Source organism: Streptomyces sp. WAC00040 (assembly GCF_056835925.1).
In genome coordinates this window covers 3,785,431-3,801,870 of record NZ_JAKQZE010000001.1, presented here as the reverse complement: position 1 = coordinate 3,801,870, position 16,440 = coordinate 3,785,431, and the positions used below count along the sequence as shown (strand labels likewise).

The window sequence follows — 16,440 nt, the reverse complement described above, 5'->3', positions numbered from 1 at the left end:
CGCTGGGAGAGGCGGGGAGGTACCCGCTGGTGCCGCTCGGCTGCCTCACCTGTCCTGGGTGGATGCAGGACGGGCGGGCAGCGTCGGTGTGCCGCTGGGCCTTCGGGCCCGTTCAGTCGTGCGGGACGACCGCGACCGGGGCCAGGCAGTGGTGCAGGACCGCATGGGTGACGGCCCCGATGTGGGTGCCGATCCGCGCGCGCCGGACCCTGCGGCCGACGACGACGAGCCGGGCGTCGTGCGACAGCTCTATCAGGTCCTGCGCCGGCCGACCCTGGCGGCAGTCGGGAACCACAGGCACACCCGGGAACTTCTCGGTCCAGGGGGCCAGCGCCTCGTCGAGCGCCCGTCGTGCGTCTTCGGCGACCTCCGTCATGAGCAGCGGCAGTGCGCCGCCCATGTCGGGTCCGTAGAGCGCCGGAACGGCCCAGCTGTGCACCACCCGCAGGCCGCAGCCGTACCGGTCGGCCGCGGCGAAGCCGAAGGCGAGCACCTCGTCGCTGGGGGCGGACACGTCCAGACCGAGCACCACCTCCCCCGTGCGGTCCTGACGGGGCACCAGGGGGTTGTCCGGGCGGACGAGGACGACAGGTCGCCGCGTGCGGGCGAGCACGGCCAAGGAGACCGACCCGGCGAGGAAGCCGGCCAGGCCGCCCATACCGCGGGAGCCGAGTACCAGCAAATCCGCGTCCTCGGCAGCGGCGAGCAGTTCCTCCACCGGGTCGCCGGCCACCCACTTCGTCTCGACGTCCAGGCCCGGGTGGCGGCGCCGCAGCCGCCTTTCGGCGGTGGCGAGCGTGCGCTCACCCCATCCGCGTGCCGTTGCCGGGTCGACGAGACGGGTACGCGCGTCCTCGTCGCTGCTCCATGCCCGGAGAAGCCGCAGCGGCACCGCGCGGCGCAGTGCCTCCTGGGCCGCCCACTGCGTGGCGGTGAGACTTTCCTGGGATCCGTCGAGGCCGACGGTGACGGTGCGGGTCATGGGGACTCCGTAGGTCTGGCGGCCAAAGGGCCGGATGCGGCATACGTGGGCCGGCCTTCAGCGGCTCCCAGGGGAGTTGGCCGTTCGGCACTCCGGGGCGCCCTGACGGTGGGCCTGCCCTCCACAGTGGTCGGCCGGGGCGGTTCGGCGCAGGGGGCCACAGGTCCCTGTCGTGGGCCGGTGGACCTCGCGGCCGCGCATCACCGGCTGGAGGTTCACGACGCCGTGACCGAATGGCCGGCAGACAGGGCCGATGGGCCCTCGGAGGATCGTCGCCTCCTCACGGATGCTGAGGACAGGAAAGGGCGGCCGAAGCGGCCGTGACCGTCGAACCGTATGGAGGCACCCCCATGACCAGCGCCATCACTGTAGGAGTGGATGGTTCCGCAGAGAGCCTCGCAGCGGCCGATTGGGCGGCACGCGAAGCCGAACTGCGCGGGAGGCCGCTGCGTATCGTGCACGCCTGGCTCTGGCAGCCGCTGGACGTCCCGGTCGTCCAGGACAGGGAGACGCAGGCCAAATCCGCCCACACGGTGCTGCGCGAAGCCGAGACACACGTCGCCGGCCGTCACCCGGCTCTCACCGTCACCGCCGAAGTGGTCCAGGACACCGCTGTCGCCGCTCTGCTGAGGGAGGCCGAGGCGTCCGAGATGCTGGTGCTGGGTTCGCGGGGGCACGGGGCGTTCGTCGGCTTCCTCCTCGGCTCCTACGGTCAGCAGGTGATCGCCGCCGCGACACGGCCCGTCATCTCCGTGCGCGCCCATGACGGGCAGACGCAGGCGGAGGGCGGCGAGATTGTCGTGGGCCAGCAGGGCACGCCCGAGGACAGTGACGCGGTGCTCGGTTTCGCCTTCGCGGAGGCGGCCGCACGCGGCGCGGCCGTGCGTGCGGTGCGGGCCTGGAGCCTGCCGCCGATCTTCGCCTACGGCGCCGGCTCGATGCGCCTGGCGGACGAGGCGGGCGGACTGGAGCCGTTCGAGAAGAAGGCGCTGGCGGAGGCGCTCGCCCCGTGGCGGGAGCGGTTCCCCGACGTCCCCGTGACCGAGCACGTCGAGATCGGCAGCGCGGGACAGGTACTGCTGTCGGCCGTGTCGCACGCCCAGCTGCTCGTGGTCGGCCGACGGACCCGCCGCGCGACCGTCGGTACCCGCATCGGATCGGTCGCCCACGCCGCCCTGCACCACGCCCCGTGCCCCGTCGCTGTCGTGCCGCACGACTGACCACAAAGGCCCGAGTGCCGTGGCGGGGGACGGACGCGCGGCCGTACCCCGCCACGGAGCCGGGCACCTTGACCCGTTGTGGTACGTGATGACGGCCGTCGGCGGTCGACGCGCGGAGGCCCGGCGGTCGGCCGCCGGGCCGGTGATGTTCCTCGTACGCCGGGGAAGCGGACTTCAGCCCCTGCTCGCGGCCCCACGCCCAGAGCAGGGGCTGCTTCGTCGTAGCCGTGCGTGCGGGTCGGCGTTCAGCCTCGCGGGCGGCCTTCCCGCCCGGCCGAACCACCCCGGTCCTCCTGGACAGCCAGTGCCTGGGTAGCGATGACGGCGGCCTGCACCCGGCGTTCGACACCCAACTTGGCGAGCAGCCGGGAGATGTTGTTCTTGACGGTCTTCTCCGCCAGGTACAGCCGCTTGCCGATCTCCCGGTTCGTCAGCCCTTCTCCTACGAGAGCGAGGATCTCCCGCTCCCGCTCCGTCAGCCCGGGCAGCCCCTGCGGCTGCTCCACCTGGGGCGATCCGCCCCGCAGCCGGGCCATCACCCGGGCCGTGGCGCCGGGGTCGAGCATGGACTGGCCGGAAGCGACCGTGCGCACGGCGGTGACCAGGTCGGTGCCGGTGATCTGCTTGAGGACGTAGCCGGACGCGCCGGCCATGATCGCGTCGAGCAGCGCCTCTTCGTCGTCGAACGACGTCAGCATCAGACAGGCCAGGTCGGGCATGCGCGAGCGCAGCTCCCGGCACACGCTCACACCGTCCCCGTCCGGCAGACGCACGTCGAGGACTGCGACCTGCGGGCGCAGTGCGGGCACCCGGACCAGTGCCTGCTCGGCCGTGCCTGCCTCCCCGACGACGGTCAGGTCGGGCTCGGCGTCCAGCAGATCGTGCACACCGCGGCGCACCACCTCATGGTCGTCGAGAAGGAAGACCCTGACCGGTTCCTTCTCGGAGAGGCCGCCGCTGCTGTCTGTCATCACACACTCCGTGTTCGCCGAGTTCTCCGCCGAAGGCGGATCCGACTGCATCGTGCCGCTTCACCGGGTCTGCCGGCCAGGGCCGGATGGCCCTCATCCCCATGTCAGACCCCGGAACTCCGGTACCCGGTGCCGCTGAGCCCATGCACTGCCTGGGGTCGATGATCTCGGGAACGGGCGCACGGCGCACGGATCGTCAGCCCCGTCGTGTCCGCTCACGCGTCCCTCTCGTGACGACGAGGCAACACCGGCAAGGGACCTTCGGCCCTCTGGGAGGGACCCGCCGGACCTGCTGCCTTCGCTCGCGTTCTGATGGACTTCCCTGCGCCGGCACGGCCGGGGCAATCAGGGCCCCGGGACACCGCCTGGATCGCGAAAGTAGGGCTGCCGCCATGACGACGCCCCGGATCAGCCTGACCACGACCCCGCTGGACCACCGCACGACGGCCGTCGCCCTGGCCGGGGAGCTCGACCTGTACACCGTTGCGCACATCGAGGCGGAGCTGACCCGTCTCACACGGCAGACCGAGCGTGAACTGCTGCTCGACCTGACAGACATCACCTTCTGTGACAGTTCCGGCGTGGCGCTTTTCCTGCGCATGCACCACCGGTGCTTGGCGGCCGGCGTGCGCTTGAGCCTGTGCCGCATCCAGCGGCTTCCTGCTCGCGTCATCCGCGCCCTCGGTGTGGACCGCGACGTGCCCTGCTCCTTCGCCTGACCAATCGGAGAGGTCCGGCCGGCGGCGATGGCGGAACCGGCCCGGCTGAAAGGTCCGTTCGGCCCTACTGACGCAGCGTGTAACGGGAGACGCTGGCTGGGGGCAGCGAAGTCGTCCAGGACCGAGGTGGAGCAGAAGGTGGGCACGATGAAGGACGAAGCCACGCACACCACGGTGGACGACCACCGTGAGGCGGTGGCGCCCCGACGGATGGGACAGCTCGGCCGTGCCGAGGCCCTGCGGCTGCTCGGCAGCGTCTCGCTCGGGCGCATCGTCTTCACGCATCAGGCCCTGCCGGCCATCCGCCCGGTCAACCACCTCATGGACGGCGAGGACATCATCGTCCAGTTGCACGACGGCGCCACGCTCGCCTCCATCGTGACACCCACCCAGGCCACAGGTGTCGTGGTGGCCTACGAGGCTGACGTCATCGACCCCGAGACGCACATCGGCTGGAGCGTGGTGGTCACCGGATACGCCCACCGGGTCACCGACGAGAGGGAACTCGCGCGCTTCGCGGGCCGTCTGCGCCCGTGGGTGCAACACCCCGCCATGAACTCCGCGTTGCGCATCCGGCCGGGCCTGGTGACGGGCTTGCGGCTCACCGTGTAGGGGCCTGCCGGTCGCACCGGACGACCGAGTCCTGCGACGGCGAATGCCCCTGTCACCGCGGGCTGCGGGCACCCGCTCCACGGCACCCCCAGAACGTCGGGGGCCAGACCCGCCACCCTCCGGGAGGATCGGATGTGCGCCGGCTGAAGAACCGGCGGTCACTCAGCGGGGGCCGGAGGCGAGAGGTGCGCGCCACACCAGCCGGCTGCCGCCCTCGTCCGGGCACCCGATCTCCAGGGCGCCGCCCACGCTGCGGGCCCGCTCTTCGAGGTTGCTCAGGCCGCTGCGCCTGCCGTCGGTGGGAATGCCTCTGCCGTTGTCCGTCACGGTGAGGACGACTTCGTCGGAGGTGGCTTGCAGCGCGATCTCCACCCGCGTGGCGTGTGCGTGGCGGGCGGCGTTGCTGAGCATTTCGGTCAGGGCTGCCGTCACATGATCGGCCACCTGCGGCGGTACGTCCGTGTCGAGCAGGCCCTCCATGCTCAGGCGGGGCGGGAATCCGAGCGTGGTCGCCGTCTCGCCCACGGTGCGGGCTACGCGTGCGCGCAGGCTCGGCCCGGTGTCGTCCTCGCGGGCGCGCAGGCCGAAGATGGTGGAACGGATGATTTTGATCGTTTCGTCGAGGTCCCCTACCGCGCGCGAGACCCGTTCGGCGGCGCCCTCGTGCTGCACGAGCCGTGCTGCGCTCTGCAGGGTCATGCCGGTCGCGAACAGGCGCTGGATGGCGAGGTCGTGCAGGTCCCGGGCGATGCGGTCCCGGTCCTCCAGGAGCGCGAGCTGCTCGGCGTCGGTGCGGCGTTCGGCCAGCTCGAGGGCGAGCGTGGCCTGTCCGGCGAAGGCCAGCAGCGGCTCCAGCTCGGCCTCGGTGAAGACCGGCTCTCCTTGGTGCCTGGCCAGCAGCAGGACGCCCCGGGTGTCCTTGGCGGCGGTTCCCAGCGGAACGGCGACCGCCGGGCCCATGCCGTCGAAGCGACGGGACCCGGCGCTGTAACGGTCGTCCTGCGCGAGGCCGGCGGTGGCCACAGGTGCACCGGCCTTGTAGGCGGCGCCGGAGAGGGTGCCTTCGACCGGTACCACCAGGCCGCGGCGGGTGTCGTCGTCGGCACCGATGGCCAGCTCGACGACGAGGTCGTCCGTCCCTGCCACCGGCACGGACACGTCGGCGAGCGCTGCCTCGGTGATCTCCTGGGCGCGGCGGGCGATGAGCTCCAGCACCGCCAGTCGCGGACGGCCGGAGAGGAGGCTGTTGGTGATCTCCGCGTTCGCCTGGAGCCAGCGCTGCTGGCGCTGTGACGCCTCGTACAGGCGCGCGTTGTCGATGGCGACGCCGGCGGCGACGGACAGGGTCGAGATCACCGACTCGTCCTCGGCGTCGAAGTCCACGCCACCGTGCTTGTCGGTCAGGTAGAGGTTGCCGAACACCTCGTCGCGGACCCGGATGGGCACGCCCAAGAACGTACGCATGGGCGGGTGGTGAGCGGGGAAGCCGTAAGACGCCTCGTGGGCGCCGAGGTCGGTCAGGCGGAGCGGTTCGGGGTTGCGGATGAGCTCGCCGAGGATGCCGTGCCCGGCCGGCAGGGGCCCGATCCTGGCGATCTCTTCCTCGGTCAGTCCGACGGTGAGGAACTGCGACAGGGTCCGGCCGTCGGGGCCGATCACCCCGAGGGCCCCGTACTGGGCGTCGACAAGCAGGGCGGCGGCTTCCACGATGCGCCGCAGCACCTGTGAGAGGTCCAGTTCGCGGCCTACCGAGACGACGGCCTCCAGCAGGCTGTGCACCCGGTCCCGGGTGCCACGCGCGGCGTTGATGCGCGCCTGCAGTTCCCCCAGCAGCTCATCGAGCCGCATCTGGGGCATCCGCGACAGCGACTCCTCCACGCCCACCGGACCTCCTCCGTCGATCACCCGCCCGTACGGTGGACAGCCTATCGGCCGTGCGGGTGGCCGGAGGGTCAGATCAAGGGCAGTGGCCGGGGACCGGCGTAGTAGGCGGCGCGCATGATGTCCTCCATGTCGTCGAGCATCGGCATGCGCGGGTTGGCCGGGGCGCACTGGTCCTCATAGGCGTTCAGCGCTTGTCGGGGAAGGGCCGTGATGAAGGCCGTCTCATCGATGCCCAGGGCGCGGAAGGAGGGTTCGATACCGACGGCGTCACGCAGGCGTTCCACGGCGGCGGCGTAGGAGGCGACGCCTTCGGCGGGGGTGAAGGCGGGCAGGCCGAGGGCGCGGGCGATGTCCTGGAAGCGTTCGGGTGCCCGGTAGCTCTCGTACTTGGGCCATCCCGTGAGCTTGGCGGGAACGGTGCCGTTGTAACGGATCACATGCGGCAGGAGGATCGCGTTGGTGCGGCCGTGTGCGATGTGGAAGGTGGCGCCCAGGGTGTGGGACATGGCGTGGACGATGCCGAGGAAGGCGTTGCCGAAAGCCATGCCGGCGATGGTGCCCGCGTTGTGCATCTTCTCCCGGGCCGGGCTTCGCTGCGCGTCCTGACCGGTGACCGCCGCCTCCAGGTGGTCGAAGATCAGCTTGATTGCGTGCAGCGCCAGGCCGTCGGTGAAGTCATTGGCGTAGACCGAGACGTACGCCTCGGTGGCGTGCGTGAGCGCGTCGAAGCCGCTGTCGGCGGCGAGGGACGCGGGCAGGCCGGCGGTGAGTACGGGGTCGATGATCGCGACGCTGGGCGTCAACGCGTAGTCGGCGAGCGGGTACTTCTTGCCGGTGGCCGGGTCGGAGATCACGGCGAACGGTGTGACTTCGGCGCCGGTGCCCGAGGTGGTGGGCACGCAGACCAGGCGGGCGCGCTCACCCAGCACGGGGAAGCGGAAGGCGCGCTTGCGGATGTCGGAGAACTTCTGCCGCATGTCGGCGAAGTCGACGTCCGGCTGCTCGTACAGCAGCCACATCACCTTCGCCGCGTCCATGGGCGATCCGCCGCCCAGGGCGATGATGGTGTCCGGGCGGAAGTCGCGCATGAGGGCGGCGCCGCGCTGCACGGCGGCGATGCTGGGCTCCGGTTCGACATCGTCGATGATCTGAATGGTCACGGGGTGTTCCCGCTGCTGCAGGACGCGGCTGACGCGGTCGACGTAGCCGAGCCGGGTCATGGTGGCGTCGGTGACGACGGTGACACGGTGGATCTCCGGCATCGCGGCGAGGTAGCGGATGGCCTGCGGCTCGAAGTAGATCTTCGGCGGCACCTTGAACCACTGCAGGTTGTTCTGCCGGGTGGTGACGCGCTTGATGTTGAGCAGCTGGGCGGCGGAGACGTTGTCGGAGACCGAGGTGCTGCCCCAGGAACCGCAGCCGAGGGTCAGGGACGGCAGCAGGCGGTTGTAGATGCCGCCGATCGCGCCTTGCGAAGAAGGCGAGTTGACGATGATCCGTACGGTCTTCATGCGGCGGCCGTAGCGCTCCGCCAGGTCCGGGTCGCCGGTGTGGATCACCGCGCTGTGTCCCTGTCCGTGGAAAGCGACCATGGCGGCCGCGAGGTCGAAGCCGTCCTCGGTCGAGCCGGCCCGCAGGACGGTGAGGACCGGGCAGAGCTTCTCCCTGGTGAGCGGCTCGTCAGGCCCGACGCGGCTCGCCTCGGCCAGGATGAGCGCCGTCTCGGCGGGGATCGCGAACCCTGCCCGCTCGGCGATCCAGGCGGGGCTCTGGCCCACGGCCGCCGGATTGACACGGCCCTGCCGGCCGGCCGGGTCCGGCGGGAACAGGTAGGTCTCCAGCTTCCGCTTCTCCTCGGCCGTCGCGACGTAGCAGTGCAGGCGTCGGAACTCGGACAGGGCCTGCTCGTAGATGCCGGCGTCGAGGATGACGGCCTGTTCGGAGGCGCAGATCATGCCGTTGTCGAAGGATTTGGACAGCACCAGGTCGTTGACCGCCCGGCGCAGGTCCGCGCTGTGGTGCACGTAGGCGGGGACGTTGCCGGCGCCGACGCCGACGGCGGGCTTGCCTGCCGAGTAGGCGGCCTTGACCATGCTGTTCCCGCCGGTCGCGAGGATCAGAGCCACGCCCGGGTGGTGCATGAGGAGGCCGGTGGCCTCGATCGAGGGTGCCTCGATCCACTGCACGCAGTGCTCGGGTGCTCCGGCGGCCACGGCGGCGTCCCGCACGACGCGGGCGGCCTCGGCGCTGCAGGCTTGCGCGGAAGGGTGGAAGGCAAAGACGACCGGATTACGGGTCTTCAGGGCCAGCAGCGCCTTGAAGACGGTGGTGGACGTCGGATTGGTGACAGGGGTGATCGCGCAGAGCACGCCGACCGGTTCGGCGATCTCGATGATGCCCTCGATGTCGTCACGCGCGATGACGCCGACCGTCTTGGTCCGGGCCATGCTGTGGGTGACGTGCTCGCAGGCGAACATGTTCTTCGCCGCCTTGTCCTCGAACACTCCGCGACCGGTCTCCTCCACTGCCAGGCGCGCCAGGGCGGTGTGCTGGTCCAAAGCGGCAACGGACGCCTTGGCGACGATGTGGTCGATCTGCTCCTGTGTGAGGGACTCGAAGTCGGCAAGCGCCTTGGCAGCGTTGTCGACGAGTCGGTTCACGGCGATTCGCGCGCCGGAGGGGACGCCCCCGTCGGAGGTGTCGCGGCGGTCACTGGTTACCTGAGTCATGGATGGCTCCCTGGATGCGGGTGGATCGGCCGGTCACGGGGGATGGCCGCTCGACGTGTCAGCTACAGCCGTGCGCCGGAGATGCGCGTGGCTGAGGTCCCGAGGTCCGGGTGAGGGGCCCACTGGTCTCCGGAGCCTCTTGGTCAGGCGTTCTTGCGGTCCCACTCGGGGGCGATCCGGGCCCACTCCCGACCCAACTGCGCAGCGCGGCGCCGGTCGCAGTGCCGTCGCACGAGCTGGTGAACAGCGAGCACCGGGAAACCGAGGCTCACCGTGACGGCGAGGGCGGCTACCGCGGCATCGAACCGTGCGGCGGCCGGCCCTAGCGGCGCCGACGTCACCGCCCCCTCCTTGTCTGTCCACACCGGGACACGCGCTCCGCGCTCCAGGTGGGTTCCGACCGGCACCCGGCCTGTCTGAGTGGTGCCGTTGGGCGCGGTCCAACTGGCGGTGGCCCGGGTGCCTGTGCTGCCCCTGGCCCCGGGGGCGGGATCCTCCATCAGCACCGCATCGGTGAGGTGGCGCTCGCTCCGCTGTTGGGCCCGGCCCTCCAACGCGGCCTCCCAAGCCACCGCGCCGCCCAGCGGCGCACCGATGGACCCGGTCACGCCCAGGACCAAGAGGATCCAGCCCTCCACCGCGTGGGAGCGGTGGCGCAGCTCATTACGGCGCCACCGCCACAGCCGCACCCTCCTGACGCGCACCGTGGCACCTTCCTGTTCCCGGTCGGCCGGGCGCCCGGTGCTCACCGGGGCTCGAGCAGGGCGGCGACGTACTGGCTCAGGTCGACGAGACGGTTGGTGTAGCCCCACTCGTTGTCGTACCAGCCGAAGACCTTGACGAGGTTCCCGTGCGCCTGCGTCAGGGGGGCGTCCACGATGCACGAAGCGGGGTCACCGACGATGTCGCGCGAGACGATCGGGGCGTCGCTCACCCGCAGGATGCCCTTCAGCTGTCCTTCCGCGGCGTCCCGGAACGCGTAGTTCACGTCCTGGGTCGACACCGGCCGCTCCAGCACCAGGCTGAGGTCGGTCAGCGAGCCGTCCTCGACCGGCACGCGCACGGCGATGCCGTCCAGGGTGCCCGCCAGTTCGGGCAGGACCAGTCCCACGGCCCGTGCGGCGCCGGTGCTGGTCGGGATGATGTTCACCGCTGCCGTACGGCCCCGGCGCAGATCCTTGTGCGGGCCGTCGAGCACGACCTGGTCGTTGGTGTAGCCGTGGATGGTGGTCATCAGTCCCTTGACGATCCCGAAGCGCTCGTCGAGGACCTTCACCATCGGAGCCACGCAGTTGGTGGTGCAGGACGCGTTGGAGATCACGTGGTCGAGCCGCGAGTCGTAGGTGTACTCGTTGACCCCCATGACGATGGTGGCGTCGACCCCCTTGCCCGGCACCGAGAGCAGCACCTTGCGCGCTCCCGCCTTCAGATGCCGCCCGGCGTCCTCCCGGGTGCGGAAGCGACCGGTGGCCTCTATGACCACGTCCACACCCAGGGCCCCCCAACGCAGGTCGGCCGGGTCGCGCTCGGAGGTGACGGCGATGCGTTGCCCGTCCACCGTGATCGACTCGTCGTCGTGCTCGACGGTGCGGCCCAGCCGACCGTAGGTGGAGTCGTAGGTGAGCAGGTGTGCCAGCACCTGCGGCAAGGCGATGTCGTTGACGGCCACCACCTCCACCGGGGTGCCGCTTGCCGCCTCCGCGCGGTCCATGACACAGCGCAGGTAGTTGCGCCCGATGCGCCCGAAGCCGTTGATTGCTATGCGTACGGTCATCTCCGCCGCCCTCCCGAGGGGTGCCGAATGCAGGTGGTGCCAGCGTGCGGGCGTCCGCCTGCCCCACGGCAGGGGTCGACTGGGGCCGTCCCGGTGCCATTGGGCCCTCATCTCCCCCACGCCGAGTGGCCCGGCAGATCACGGGCCGAACGGCCCCCGGTACAGGTCCTGACCGGTTCTGTCCCCTCCTCGCGCCTCGCACCACTGTGGAAGCAACGACGTACAGGAGGAGCGAGCCATGCGGTCGGCACCCGGCAAGACCTGTCCGAGGTGTTCCAGCTGCACGCCGCCGGCCGTACCCGCGTGGTCTACGAGACCCGCCCGCTGTCGTCCGTCAACGAGTGCATCGACGGGGTCCTTCAGGGCCATGTCAAGGCGCGCATCGTCTTCGACGTGTGAGGCGCCTCAGCCTCCCGCAGCAGCCGCATCGACGCCCCGACGGTTGAGAAATGAGGATCGAACGTGCGCCGGGAACGAAGCCGTGGGCTGCGGCCGAGAACTACCCGAGCGAATGGAGATGAGAACCGTGGTGAAGCACCGGACTGTTGGCGAAGTGATGACCAGCGAAGTGGTCCAGGCACACCCGGACACCTCCTTCAAGGAGCTGGCCCGCCTGCTCACGTCCCACCACATCAGCGGTCTGCCGGTGGTCGACGACGACGACAAGGTCATGGGCGTGGTCTCGCAGACCGACCTGACCCGGCGACAGGCGGCCCGCGACCGGCCCGGGTCCGGCCGGTACCGCGTGCTGCGAGCCCTGAGGCGGATCGCCCACGCTCACCCCACCGCCACACCCGCCCTGACGGCCGGCGGGCTGATGTCGAGTCCCGCGGTCACCGTGCATCCCGAACAGCGCGTGGTCGACGCGGCGCGCATCATGGAACGCCGCCACATCGACCGGCTGCCCGTCGTGGACGAGGAAGACCGTCTCATCGGCATCACCACACGCCGCGACCTCCTGCGCGTCTTCCTGCGCACCGACGAGGAGATCCGCGAAGACGTAGCCGGCGCTGTCCGCCTCCACAGTCCCGCTGACGACGCCGACGAACTCCACATCGATGTCCGGGACGGGGTCGTCACCATCGAGGGCGCCACCGGACCTGAGATCAGCACCGTGACGCTGGTCCGGGCCGCATGGCGGGTCGACGGCGTCGTCGGCGTGTTCAACCGGCTGACGACCGACCGGCGAGACGCCTCCCCTGCACCGTCAAGCGGGGCATAGCAGACATTTTGTCGGTAAGTACGTGTACTCGGTCTTCCTGGAGCCGCTGGCGCGGCCAGGACCCTCCCGGCGAGGTGCCGGGAGGTGTCGCAGGTGTACTTGATCGCATCCAGGGCGCCGATCCGTGCCGGTGGGCGCGGTGGTGGACGTTCGAAAGGGCCGGCGGGAGGGCGTGCCGGTTGAGCCGGGAGAACTGCTCGATCTCGTGGACGGCTCATTGGGAGAGGTGGCTACCGGACGGGGAGGTTCCGCCGGCCCGGCACTGAGCCCCGCCCAGCACCCGAGCCGGCCACAGGGGGGCCGAGCGGCCCTTGTGCTCGTACAGGGATCCGGATCAGTGTGGACATACGGGACGCCGGCGGGTCGTCCGCAGCTCGAGCCCTTCGGAGGCGAGGGAGAATGATGTACTGGGACGGCGGCTGGGCCTGGATGGCTTTCATGCCGCTTTTGTGGGTCGCCTTGATCGGTCTCGTCGTGTGGGCGGTCATGCGGCTCACGCACCAGTCGGCCGGCCACGGGAACGGCCCCGACCACAGTTGGCCGCAGCGGGAGAGCCCGGAGGAGATCCTCGACCGCCGCTTCGCCTCCGGCGAGATCGATGCGGACGCCTACACCGAGGCGCGGCAGCGGCTGGCTGCTCACCGTCCGAGGCCGAGGTGACCTGGCTGCGGGGCCGCTGGGTTCCCCTGGCCGTGCTGGTGGGCGCGGTGGCCGCCCTCATTGCCTCCCTCGTGTGGGTCTCGGGCGCTTCCGGCGGGCAGTTCCGCCACGGGCCGATGACGGCAATCGCGTCCGGCGACGGTCCGGTGCGCAGCCTGGCGGACGCCGGCCGCGCGGCAGACCGCTTCGGTGACCGATGGGGCCTGCACGTCGGCGAGGTGATGCGGTTCACCAACGGCTACTACGCCGAACTCCTCGATCCTCGAGGCAACGGCGCCACCGAGGTGCTCATCGATCCTGGCGGCACAGTCCGTTTGGAGTTCGGCCCCGCCATGATGTGGAACACCGCCTACGGCATGATGCCTGCCCGCGCCGAAAGCAGGGCCGCGACGATCAGCCCGGAGCAGGCGTCGCGTATCGCCAACCGCCGGCTCGAAGAACACCGGCCGGGCCTGCGCGCCGCCCAGCCCGAGGACTTCCCCGGCTACTACACGCTGCACACCCTGCGCGACGGGAAGACCGTCGGCATGCTCTCCGTCAACGACCGGACCGGGGACGTCTGGTGCCACACCTGGCACGGCCGCTTCATCGAGATGCGAGAACCGGCCGACAGCCAGTAATCCCGTAGCGGGGAGCCGACCCTGGCCGGCGCCCTCCATGTCCACCGCACAGAGGCGGACCCGGACCCGCGCCGGAACATCGAGGTCCGCGTCCTGCGCCGATGGGGAACCGGCTCTGTCGCGGGCCCGCTGCGACCCGTTCCCTCGACTGTGGGGGGCAGGGAGCCCGGGCGAGGGCCGTACGGCCTGTCCGCGCTGCACCTGAAAGCCCTGTGCGTCGGGCTGTGCCCGGAGCGATGCTGGACGGTAGGCCTGTTCGAGTGGGCTCCCCTGGAGGTCCGACATGGCAGTTACCGACCGACTCCCCGAGCCCGTCCATGTTCTGCTCTCGGACGGAACCACTGTGCGCATCCGCCCGGTCCGACCCGGTGACGAGGGGGGCGTGCGCGGGCTGTACGAGGAGATGTCGCCCGAGAACCTGCGCCTGCGGTTCTTCAGCATCAGCCGGGACTCCGCCCGGAAGGCCGCCGAGAGGCTCTGCTCACGCCCTCGCCCCGGCGCCCGCGCCCTGCTCGCCGAGACCGGCTCCGAAGTCGTTGGCCTCGCCCAGTACGAGCGGCTCGACCGCGACGGCTTCGACGCGGATGTGGCGCTGGCCGTCGCCGACCGCTGGCACCACCGGGGTGTGGGGACACTGCTGTTGGAACACCTGGTGTCCATGGCACGTGCCGACGGAATCACGGCCTTCGTCGCCGACGCGCTCTCCGAGAACCGCGACGTGCTGAAGGTGTTTGCCGACCTCGGACTGAGCGTCAGCCGCCACTTCGAGGGGCCTGAGGTGCACTGCAGGGTCCGGCTCGCCGAGGACGAGAGCTATCTGTCGGCCGTCGAGGTGCGGGGCCGCACGGCCGATGTCGCCAGTCTCCAGGCGCTGCTGCGCCCGCGGTCGGTCGTGGTGATCGGGCCGGGACGCCATCCCGGTTCGGTCGGCCGCGCGGTGCTGCGCAACCTGCGCGGGAACGGCTTCAGCGGACGGCTTTACGCCGTGCACCCCGAAGCATCCGTGATCCTGCGCGTGCCGACGTACCGCTCAGTGGCCGCGCTGCCGCAGCAGCCCGACCTCGCCGTCGTCGCCGTACCAGCCGCTGCCGTGCCGGGCGTCGCGGAGGAGTGCGGTGCCCGTGGCGTGCGCGCGCTGCTGGTCCTCTCCGCCGGCCTCGACACACTGCAGGCGAAGGAGCTGCTGTCCGCCTGCCGCCGCCATGGAATGCGGCTCGCCGGGCCCAACTGTCTCGGCCTGGCCAACATGGAAGAGGACGTACGGCTCGACGCGACGTTCGCCGCCGACCGCCCCCTCGCGGGCACCGCGGGAGTCGCCGTGCAGTCGGGCGGCGTCGGCATTGCCCTGCTGGCGGGGCTGTCCCGGCTGGGCATCGGGGTGTCGAGCTTCGTGTCACTCGGCGACAAGTACGACGTGAGCGGCAACGACATGCTCCAGTGGTGGGAGTCCGACAGGCGCACCGATCTGGCACTGCTGCACCTGGAGTCCTTCGGCAACCCTCGTGCGTTCTCCCGGACCGCCCGCCGCGTGACCCGCCGCATGCCGGTGCTCACCGTCGACGCGGGACGTACGGACGCGGGCCGGCGCGCCGCGGCCTCGCACACCGCTGCTGCCGCCACCCCGACCATGACGCGCCAGGCACTCTTCCGGCAGGCCGGTATCACCGCGACCCGGAGCATCGCCGAACTCCTCGACACCGCCGCGCTCCTGCACACGCAGCCACCGCCCACCGGACGGTGCGTGGCGGTTGTCGCCGACGCCGGCGGTACCGGTGTGCTCGCCGCCGACGCCTGTACAGAGGCGGGGCTGAGCGTGCCCTCGTTCACGCCCGAGCTGGTGGAGAGGCTCCTCGCCACGCTGCCCGCAAGTGCCTGTGCCACCAACCCGGTGGACACCGGTGCCGCCGTCTCGGAGGACCAGCTGCGCGACTGCCTCGACGTGCTGACCGCGCACGCCGAGGTCGACGCGGTCCTGGTGTCGCTCGTCCCCACCGCCGTCGCGACGGCGACCGGCGACGACCTCACGCGGGCAGTGACCGAGGCCGCCGAGCACCCGGCGTGCACGCTCGCCGCCGTGCTGCCCGACCAGGAGGCGTCCGTCCGGTTGCTCACCACGGGGGCCGGGGCGGTTCCGGCCTACGCCGACCCGCAGGCCGCGGCCCGGGCCCTGGCGCACGCCGCGGCGCGCGCACAATGGCTCGCCAGGCCGATCGGAACCGTTCCGGCCCTCGACCGCGTCGACTCCCACACCGCCACGGCCGTCGTCGCGACGTATCTCGGCCGCGAGACCGAAGGAGGGTGGCTGACCCCCCGGGACTGCGCGGCGCTGCTGGACTGCTACGGCATCCCTCAGCTCCCATGGGCCTGGGCCGACACCGAGGACGAGGCGACAGCAGCGGCCGAACGTCTGCGGCTGCCGGGCGGCGCGGTGGTCCTCAAGGCCCACTGGCCCGGCCTGGTCCACAAGAGCGAGGAGCACGCCGTGCGGCTCGGCCTGCGGGACGACGAACAGGTGCGCTCGGCATACCGGGACTTCGTGGAACGCTTCGCCGGCAGACTCGACGGCGTGCTCGTGCAACCCATGGCCGAGCGCGGTATCGAACTCTTCGCCGGCGTGGTGCAGGACGAGGTCTTCGGCCCACTGGTGCTGTTCGGCCTCGGCGGGACGGCGACCGAGATCCTGGCAGATCACGCGGCCCGGCTCGCCCCCCTGACGGTCGAGGACGTCCACGACCTGACGGCAGCGCCGCGGTGCGCCCCGCTGCTCCATGGCTACCGGGGCACCGCCCCCGTGGACCTCGAAGGAATTGAGCAACTGCTCCTGCGGCTGTCCCACATGGCCGCGGACCTGCCGCAGCTTGCCGAGGCCGACTTCAACCCGGTCACGGCGACCCCATCGGGCGTCGCCGTGGTCGACGCTCGCGTACGTCTGACTCCCCGGCGGCCACATGACCCGTATCTGCGCCGGCTGCGCTGACATGTTGCTGCCCTCGAGGCGGGAGTTCCCGCCGGTCGAGGTCGTCGAGGTTCACCCATCGGCGTGCCCG

The 16,440-nt window shown here is 71.1% G+C and carries 13 protein-coding genes and 1 pseudogene; 8 read left to right on the top strand and 6 right to left on the bottom strand.

The genetic code is table 11. From position 1 onward, the window contains the following. Window positions 1-112: 112 nt before the first annotated feature. Window positions 113-982 (bottom strand): universal stress protein, encoded by an 870-nt coding sequence (locus MDN94_RS17505; RefSeq protein WP_482726680.1) that lies wholly within the window; start codon window positions 980-982, stop codon window positions 113-115. 350 nt (window positions 983-1,332) lie between these two features. Between MDN94_RS17505 and MDN94_RS17500 the strand changes: the two genes are divergently transcribed. Further along, window positions 1,333-2,202, top strand: a complete 870-nt coding sequence (locus MDN94_RS17500) for a universal stress protein (protein WP_482726679.1) — start codon at window positions 1,333-1,335, stop codon at window positions 2,200-2,202. Window positions 2,203-2,447: 245 nt separating this feature from the next. Here the strand turns inward: MDN94_RS17500 and MDN94_RS17495 are convergent, their stop codons facing one another. After that, window positions 2,448-3,173 (bottom strand): response regulator, encoded by a 726-nt coding sequence (locus tag MDN94_RS17495; RefSeq protein ID WP_482726678.1) that lies wholly within the window; start codon window positions 3,171-3,173, stop codon window positions 2,448-2,450. Between the two features lie 392 nt (window positions 3,174-3,565). On the opposite strand from MDN94_RS17495, the gene MDN94_RS17490 reads away from it, so the two are divergent. Both MDN94_RS17490 and MDN94_RS17485 read left to right on the top strand, forming a co-directional pair. Next, the gene (locus MDN94_RS17490; protein ID WP_482726677.1) at window positions 3,566-3,892 is read left to right on the top strand and encodes an STAS domain-containing protein; all 327 of its coding nucleotides are present in this window, start codon (window positions 3,566-3,568) and stop codon (window positions 3,890-3,892) included. A 147-nt stretch (window positions 3,893-4,039) separates the two neighbouring features. Then, complete coding sequence (locus MDN94_RS17485) at window positions 4,040-4,504, top strand: pyridoxamine 5'-phosphate oxidase family protein (RefSeq protein ID WP_482726676.1); 465 nt, start codon at window positions 4,040-4,042, stop codon at window positions 4,502-4,504. Window positions 4,505-4,666: 162 nt separating this feature from the next. Here MDN94_RS17485 and MDN94_RS17480 read toward each other — a convergent pair whose 3' ends face one another. The 4 genes from MDN94_RS17480 to gap all read right to left on the bottom strand — a co-directional run bounded on the left by MDN94_RS17480 (window position 4,667) and on the right by gap (window position 10,891). Further along, entirely contained in the window at window positions 4,667-6,361 is a 1,695-nt protein-coding gene (locus tag MDN94_RS17480) for a sensor histidine kinase (protein ID WP_482727100.1), read from the bottom strand. A gap of 95 nt (window positions 6,362-6,456) precedes the next feature. After that, entirely contained in the window at window positions 6,457-9,117 is a 2,661-nt protein-coding gene (gene adhE / locus MDN94_RS17475) for a bifunctional acetaldehyde-CoA/alcohol dehydrogenase (protein WP_482726675.1), read from the bottom strand. 143 nt (window positions 9,118-9,260) lie between these two features. After that, window positions 9,261-9,821, bottom strand: coding sequence for an Rv1733c family protein (locus tag MDN94_RS17470; RefSeq protein WP_482726674.1), 561 nt, complete (start codon window positions 9,819-9,821; stop codon window positions 9,261-9,263). Window positions 9,822-9,862: 41 nt separating this feature from the next. Beyond that, the gene (gap, locus tag MDN94_RS17465; protein WP_482726673.1) at window positions 9,863-10,891 is read right to left on the bottom strand and encodes a type I glyceraldehyde-3-phosphate dehydrogenase; all 1,029 of its coding nucleotides are present in this window, start codon (window positions 10,889-10,891) and stop codon (window positions 9,863-9,865) included. A gap of 243 nt (window positions 10,892-11,134) precedes the next feature. On the opposite strand from gap, the pseudogene MDN94_RS17460 reads away from it, so the two are divergent. From MDN94_RS17460 to MDN94_RS17440, 5 genes and pseudogenes are all read left to right on the top strand, one after another. Then, window positions 11,135-11,290: pseudogene (locus MDN94_RS17460) on the top strand (zinc-dependent alcohol dehydrogenase); the annotation flags it as partial. 157 nt (window positions 11,291-11,447) lie between these two features. Further along, window positions 11,448-12,113: a CBS domain-containing protein gene (locus tag MDN94_RS17455; RefSeq protein WP_482726672.1), complete on the top strand. Its 666-nt coding sequence runs from the start codon at window positions 11,448-11,450 to the stop codon at window positions 12,111-12,113. Window positions 12,114-12,512: 399 nt separating this feature from the next. Continuing rightward, window positions 12,513-12,773 (top strand): SHOCT domain-containing protein, encoded by a 261-nt coding sequence (locus MDN94_RS17450; RefSeq protein ID WP_482726671.1) that lies wholly within the window; start codon window positions 12,513-12,515, stop codon window positions 12,771-12,773. Next, window positions 12,770-13,393, top strand: coding sequence for a hypothetical protein (locus MDN94_RS17445; protein WP_482726670.1), 624 nt, complete (start codon window positions 12,770-12,772; stop codon window positions 13,391-13,393). The genes MDN94_RS17450 and MDN94_RS17445 overlap by 4 nt, the downstream gene beginning before the upstream one ends. 283 nt (window positions 13,394-13,676) lie before the next feature. Beyond that, window positions 13,677-16,370, top strand: a complete 2,694-nt coding sequence (locus tag MDN94_RS17440) for a bifunctional acetate--CoA ligase family protein/GNAT family N-acetyltransferase (RefSeq protein WP_482726669.1) — start codon at window positions 13,677-13,679, stop codon at window positions 16,368-16,370. The last annotated feature ends 70 nt before the right edge of the window (window positions 16,371-16,440 follow it).

Excerpts from the sequence above, each read along its gene's own strand:
- MDN94_RS17505 (WP_482726680.1), bottom strand. The coding sequence starts at position 982 with ATGACCCGCACCGTCACCGTCGGCCTCGACGGATCCCAGGAAAGTCTC.
- MDN94_RS17500 (WP_482726679.1), top strand. The coding sequence starts at position 1,333 with ATGACCAGCGCCATCACTGTAGGAGTGGATGGTTCCGCAGAGAGCCTC.
- MDN94_RS17495 (WP_482726678.1), bottom strand. The coding sequence starts at position 3,173 with ATGACAGACAGCAGCGGCGGCCTCTCCGAGAAGGAACCGGTCAGGGTC.
- MDN94_RS17490 (WP_482726677.1), top strand. The coding sequence starts at position 3,566 with ATGACGACGCCCCGGATCAGCCTGACCACGACCCCGCTGGACCACCGC.
- MDN94_RS17485 (WP_482726676.1), top strand. The coding sequence starts at position 4,040 with ATGAAGGACGAAGCCACGCACACCACGGTGGACGACCACCGTGAGGCG.
- MDN94_RS17480 (WP_482727100.1), bottom strand. The coding sequence starts at position 6,361 with ATGCCCCAGATGCGGCTCGATGAGCTGCTGGGGGAACTGCAGGCGCGC.
- adhE (WP_482726675.1), bottom strand. The coding sequence starts at position 9,117 with ATGACTCAGGTAACCAGTGACCGCCGCGACACCTCCGACGGGGGCGTC.
- gap (WP_482726673.1), bottom strand. The coding sequence starts at position 10,891 with ATGACCGTACGCATAGCAATCAACGGCTTCGGGCGCATCGGGCGCAAC.
- MDN94_RS17455 (WP_482726672.1), top strand. The coding sequence starts at position 11,448 with ATGACCAGCGAAGTGGTCCAGGCACACCCGGACACCTCCTTCAAGGAG.
- MDN94_RS17450 (WP_482726671.1), top strand. The coding sequence starts at position 12,513 with ATGATGTACTGGGACGGCGGCTGGGCCTGGATGGCTTTCATGCCGCTT.
- MDN94_RS17440 (WP_482726669.1), top strand. The coding sequence starts at position 13,677 with ATGGCAGTTACCGACCGACTCCCCGAGCCCGTCCATGTTCTGCTCTCG.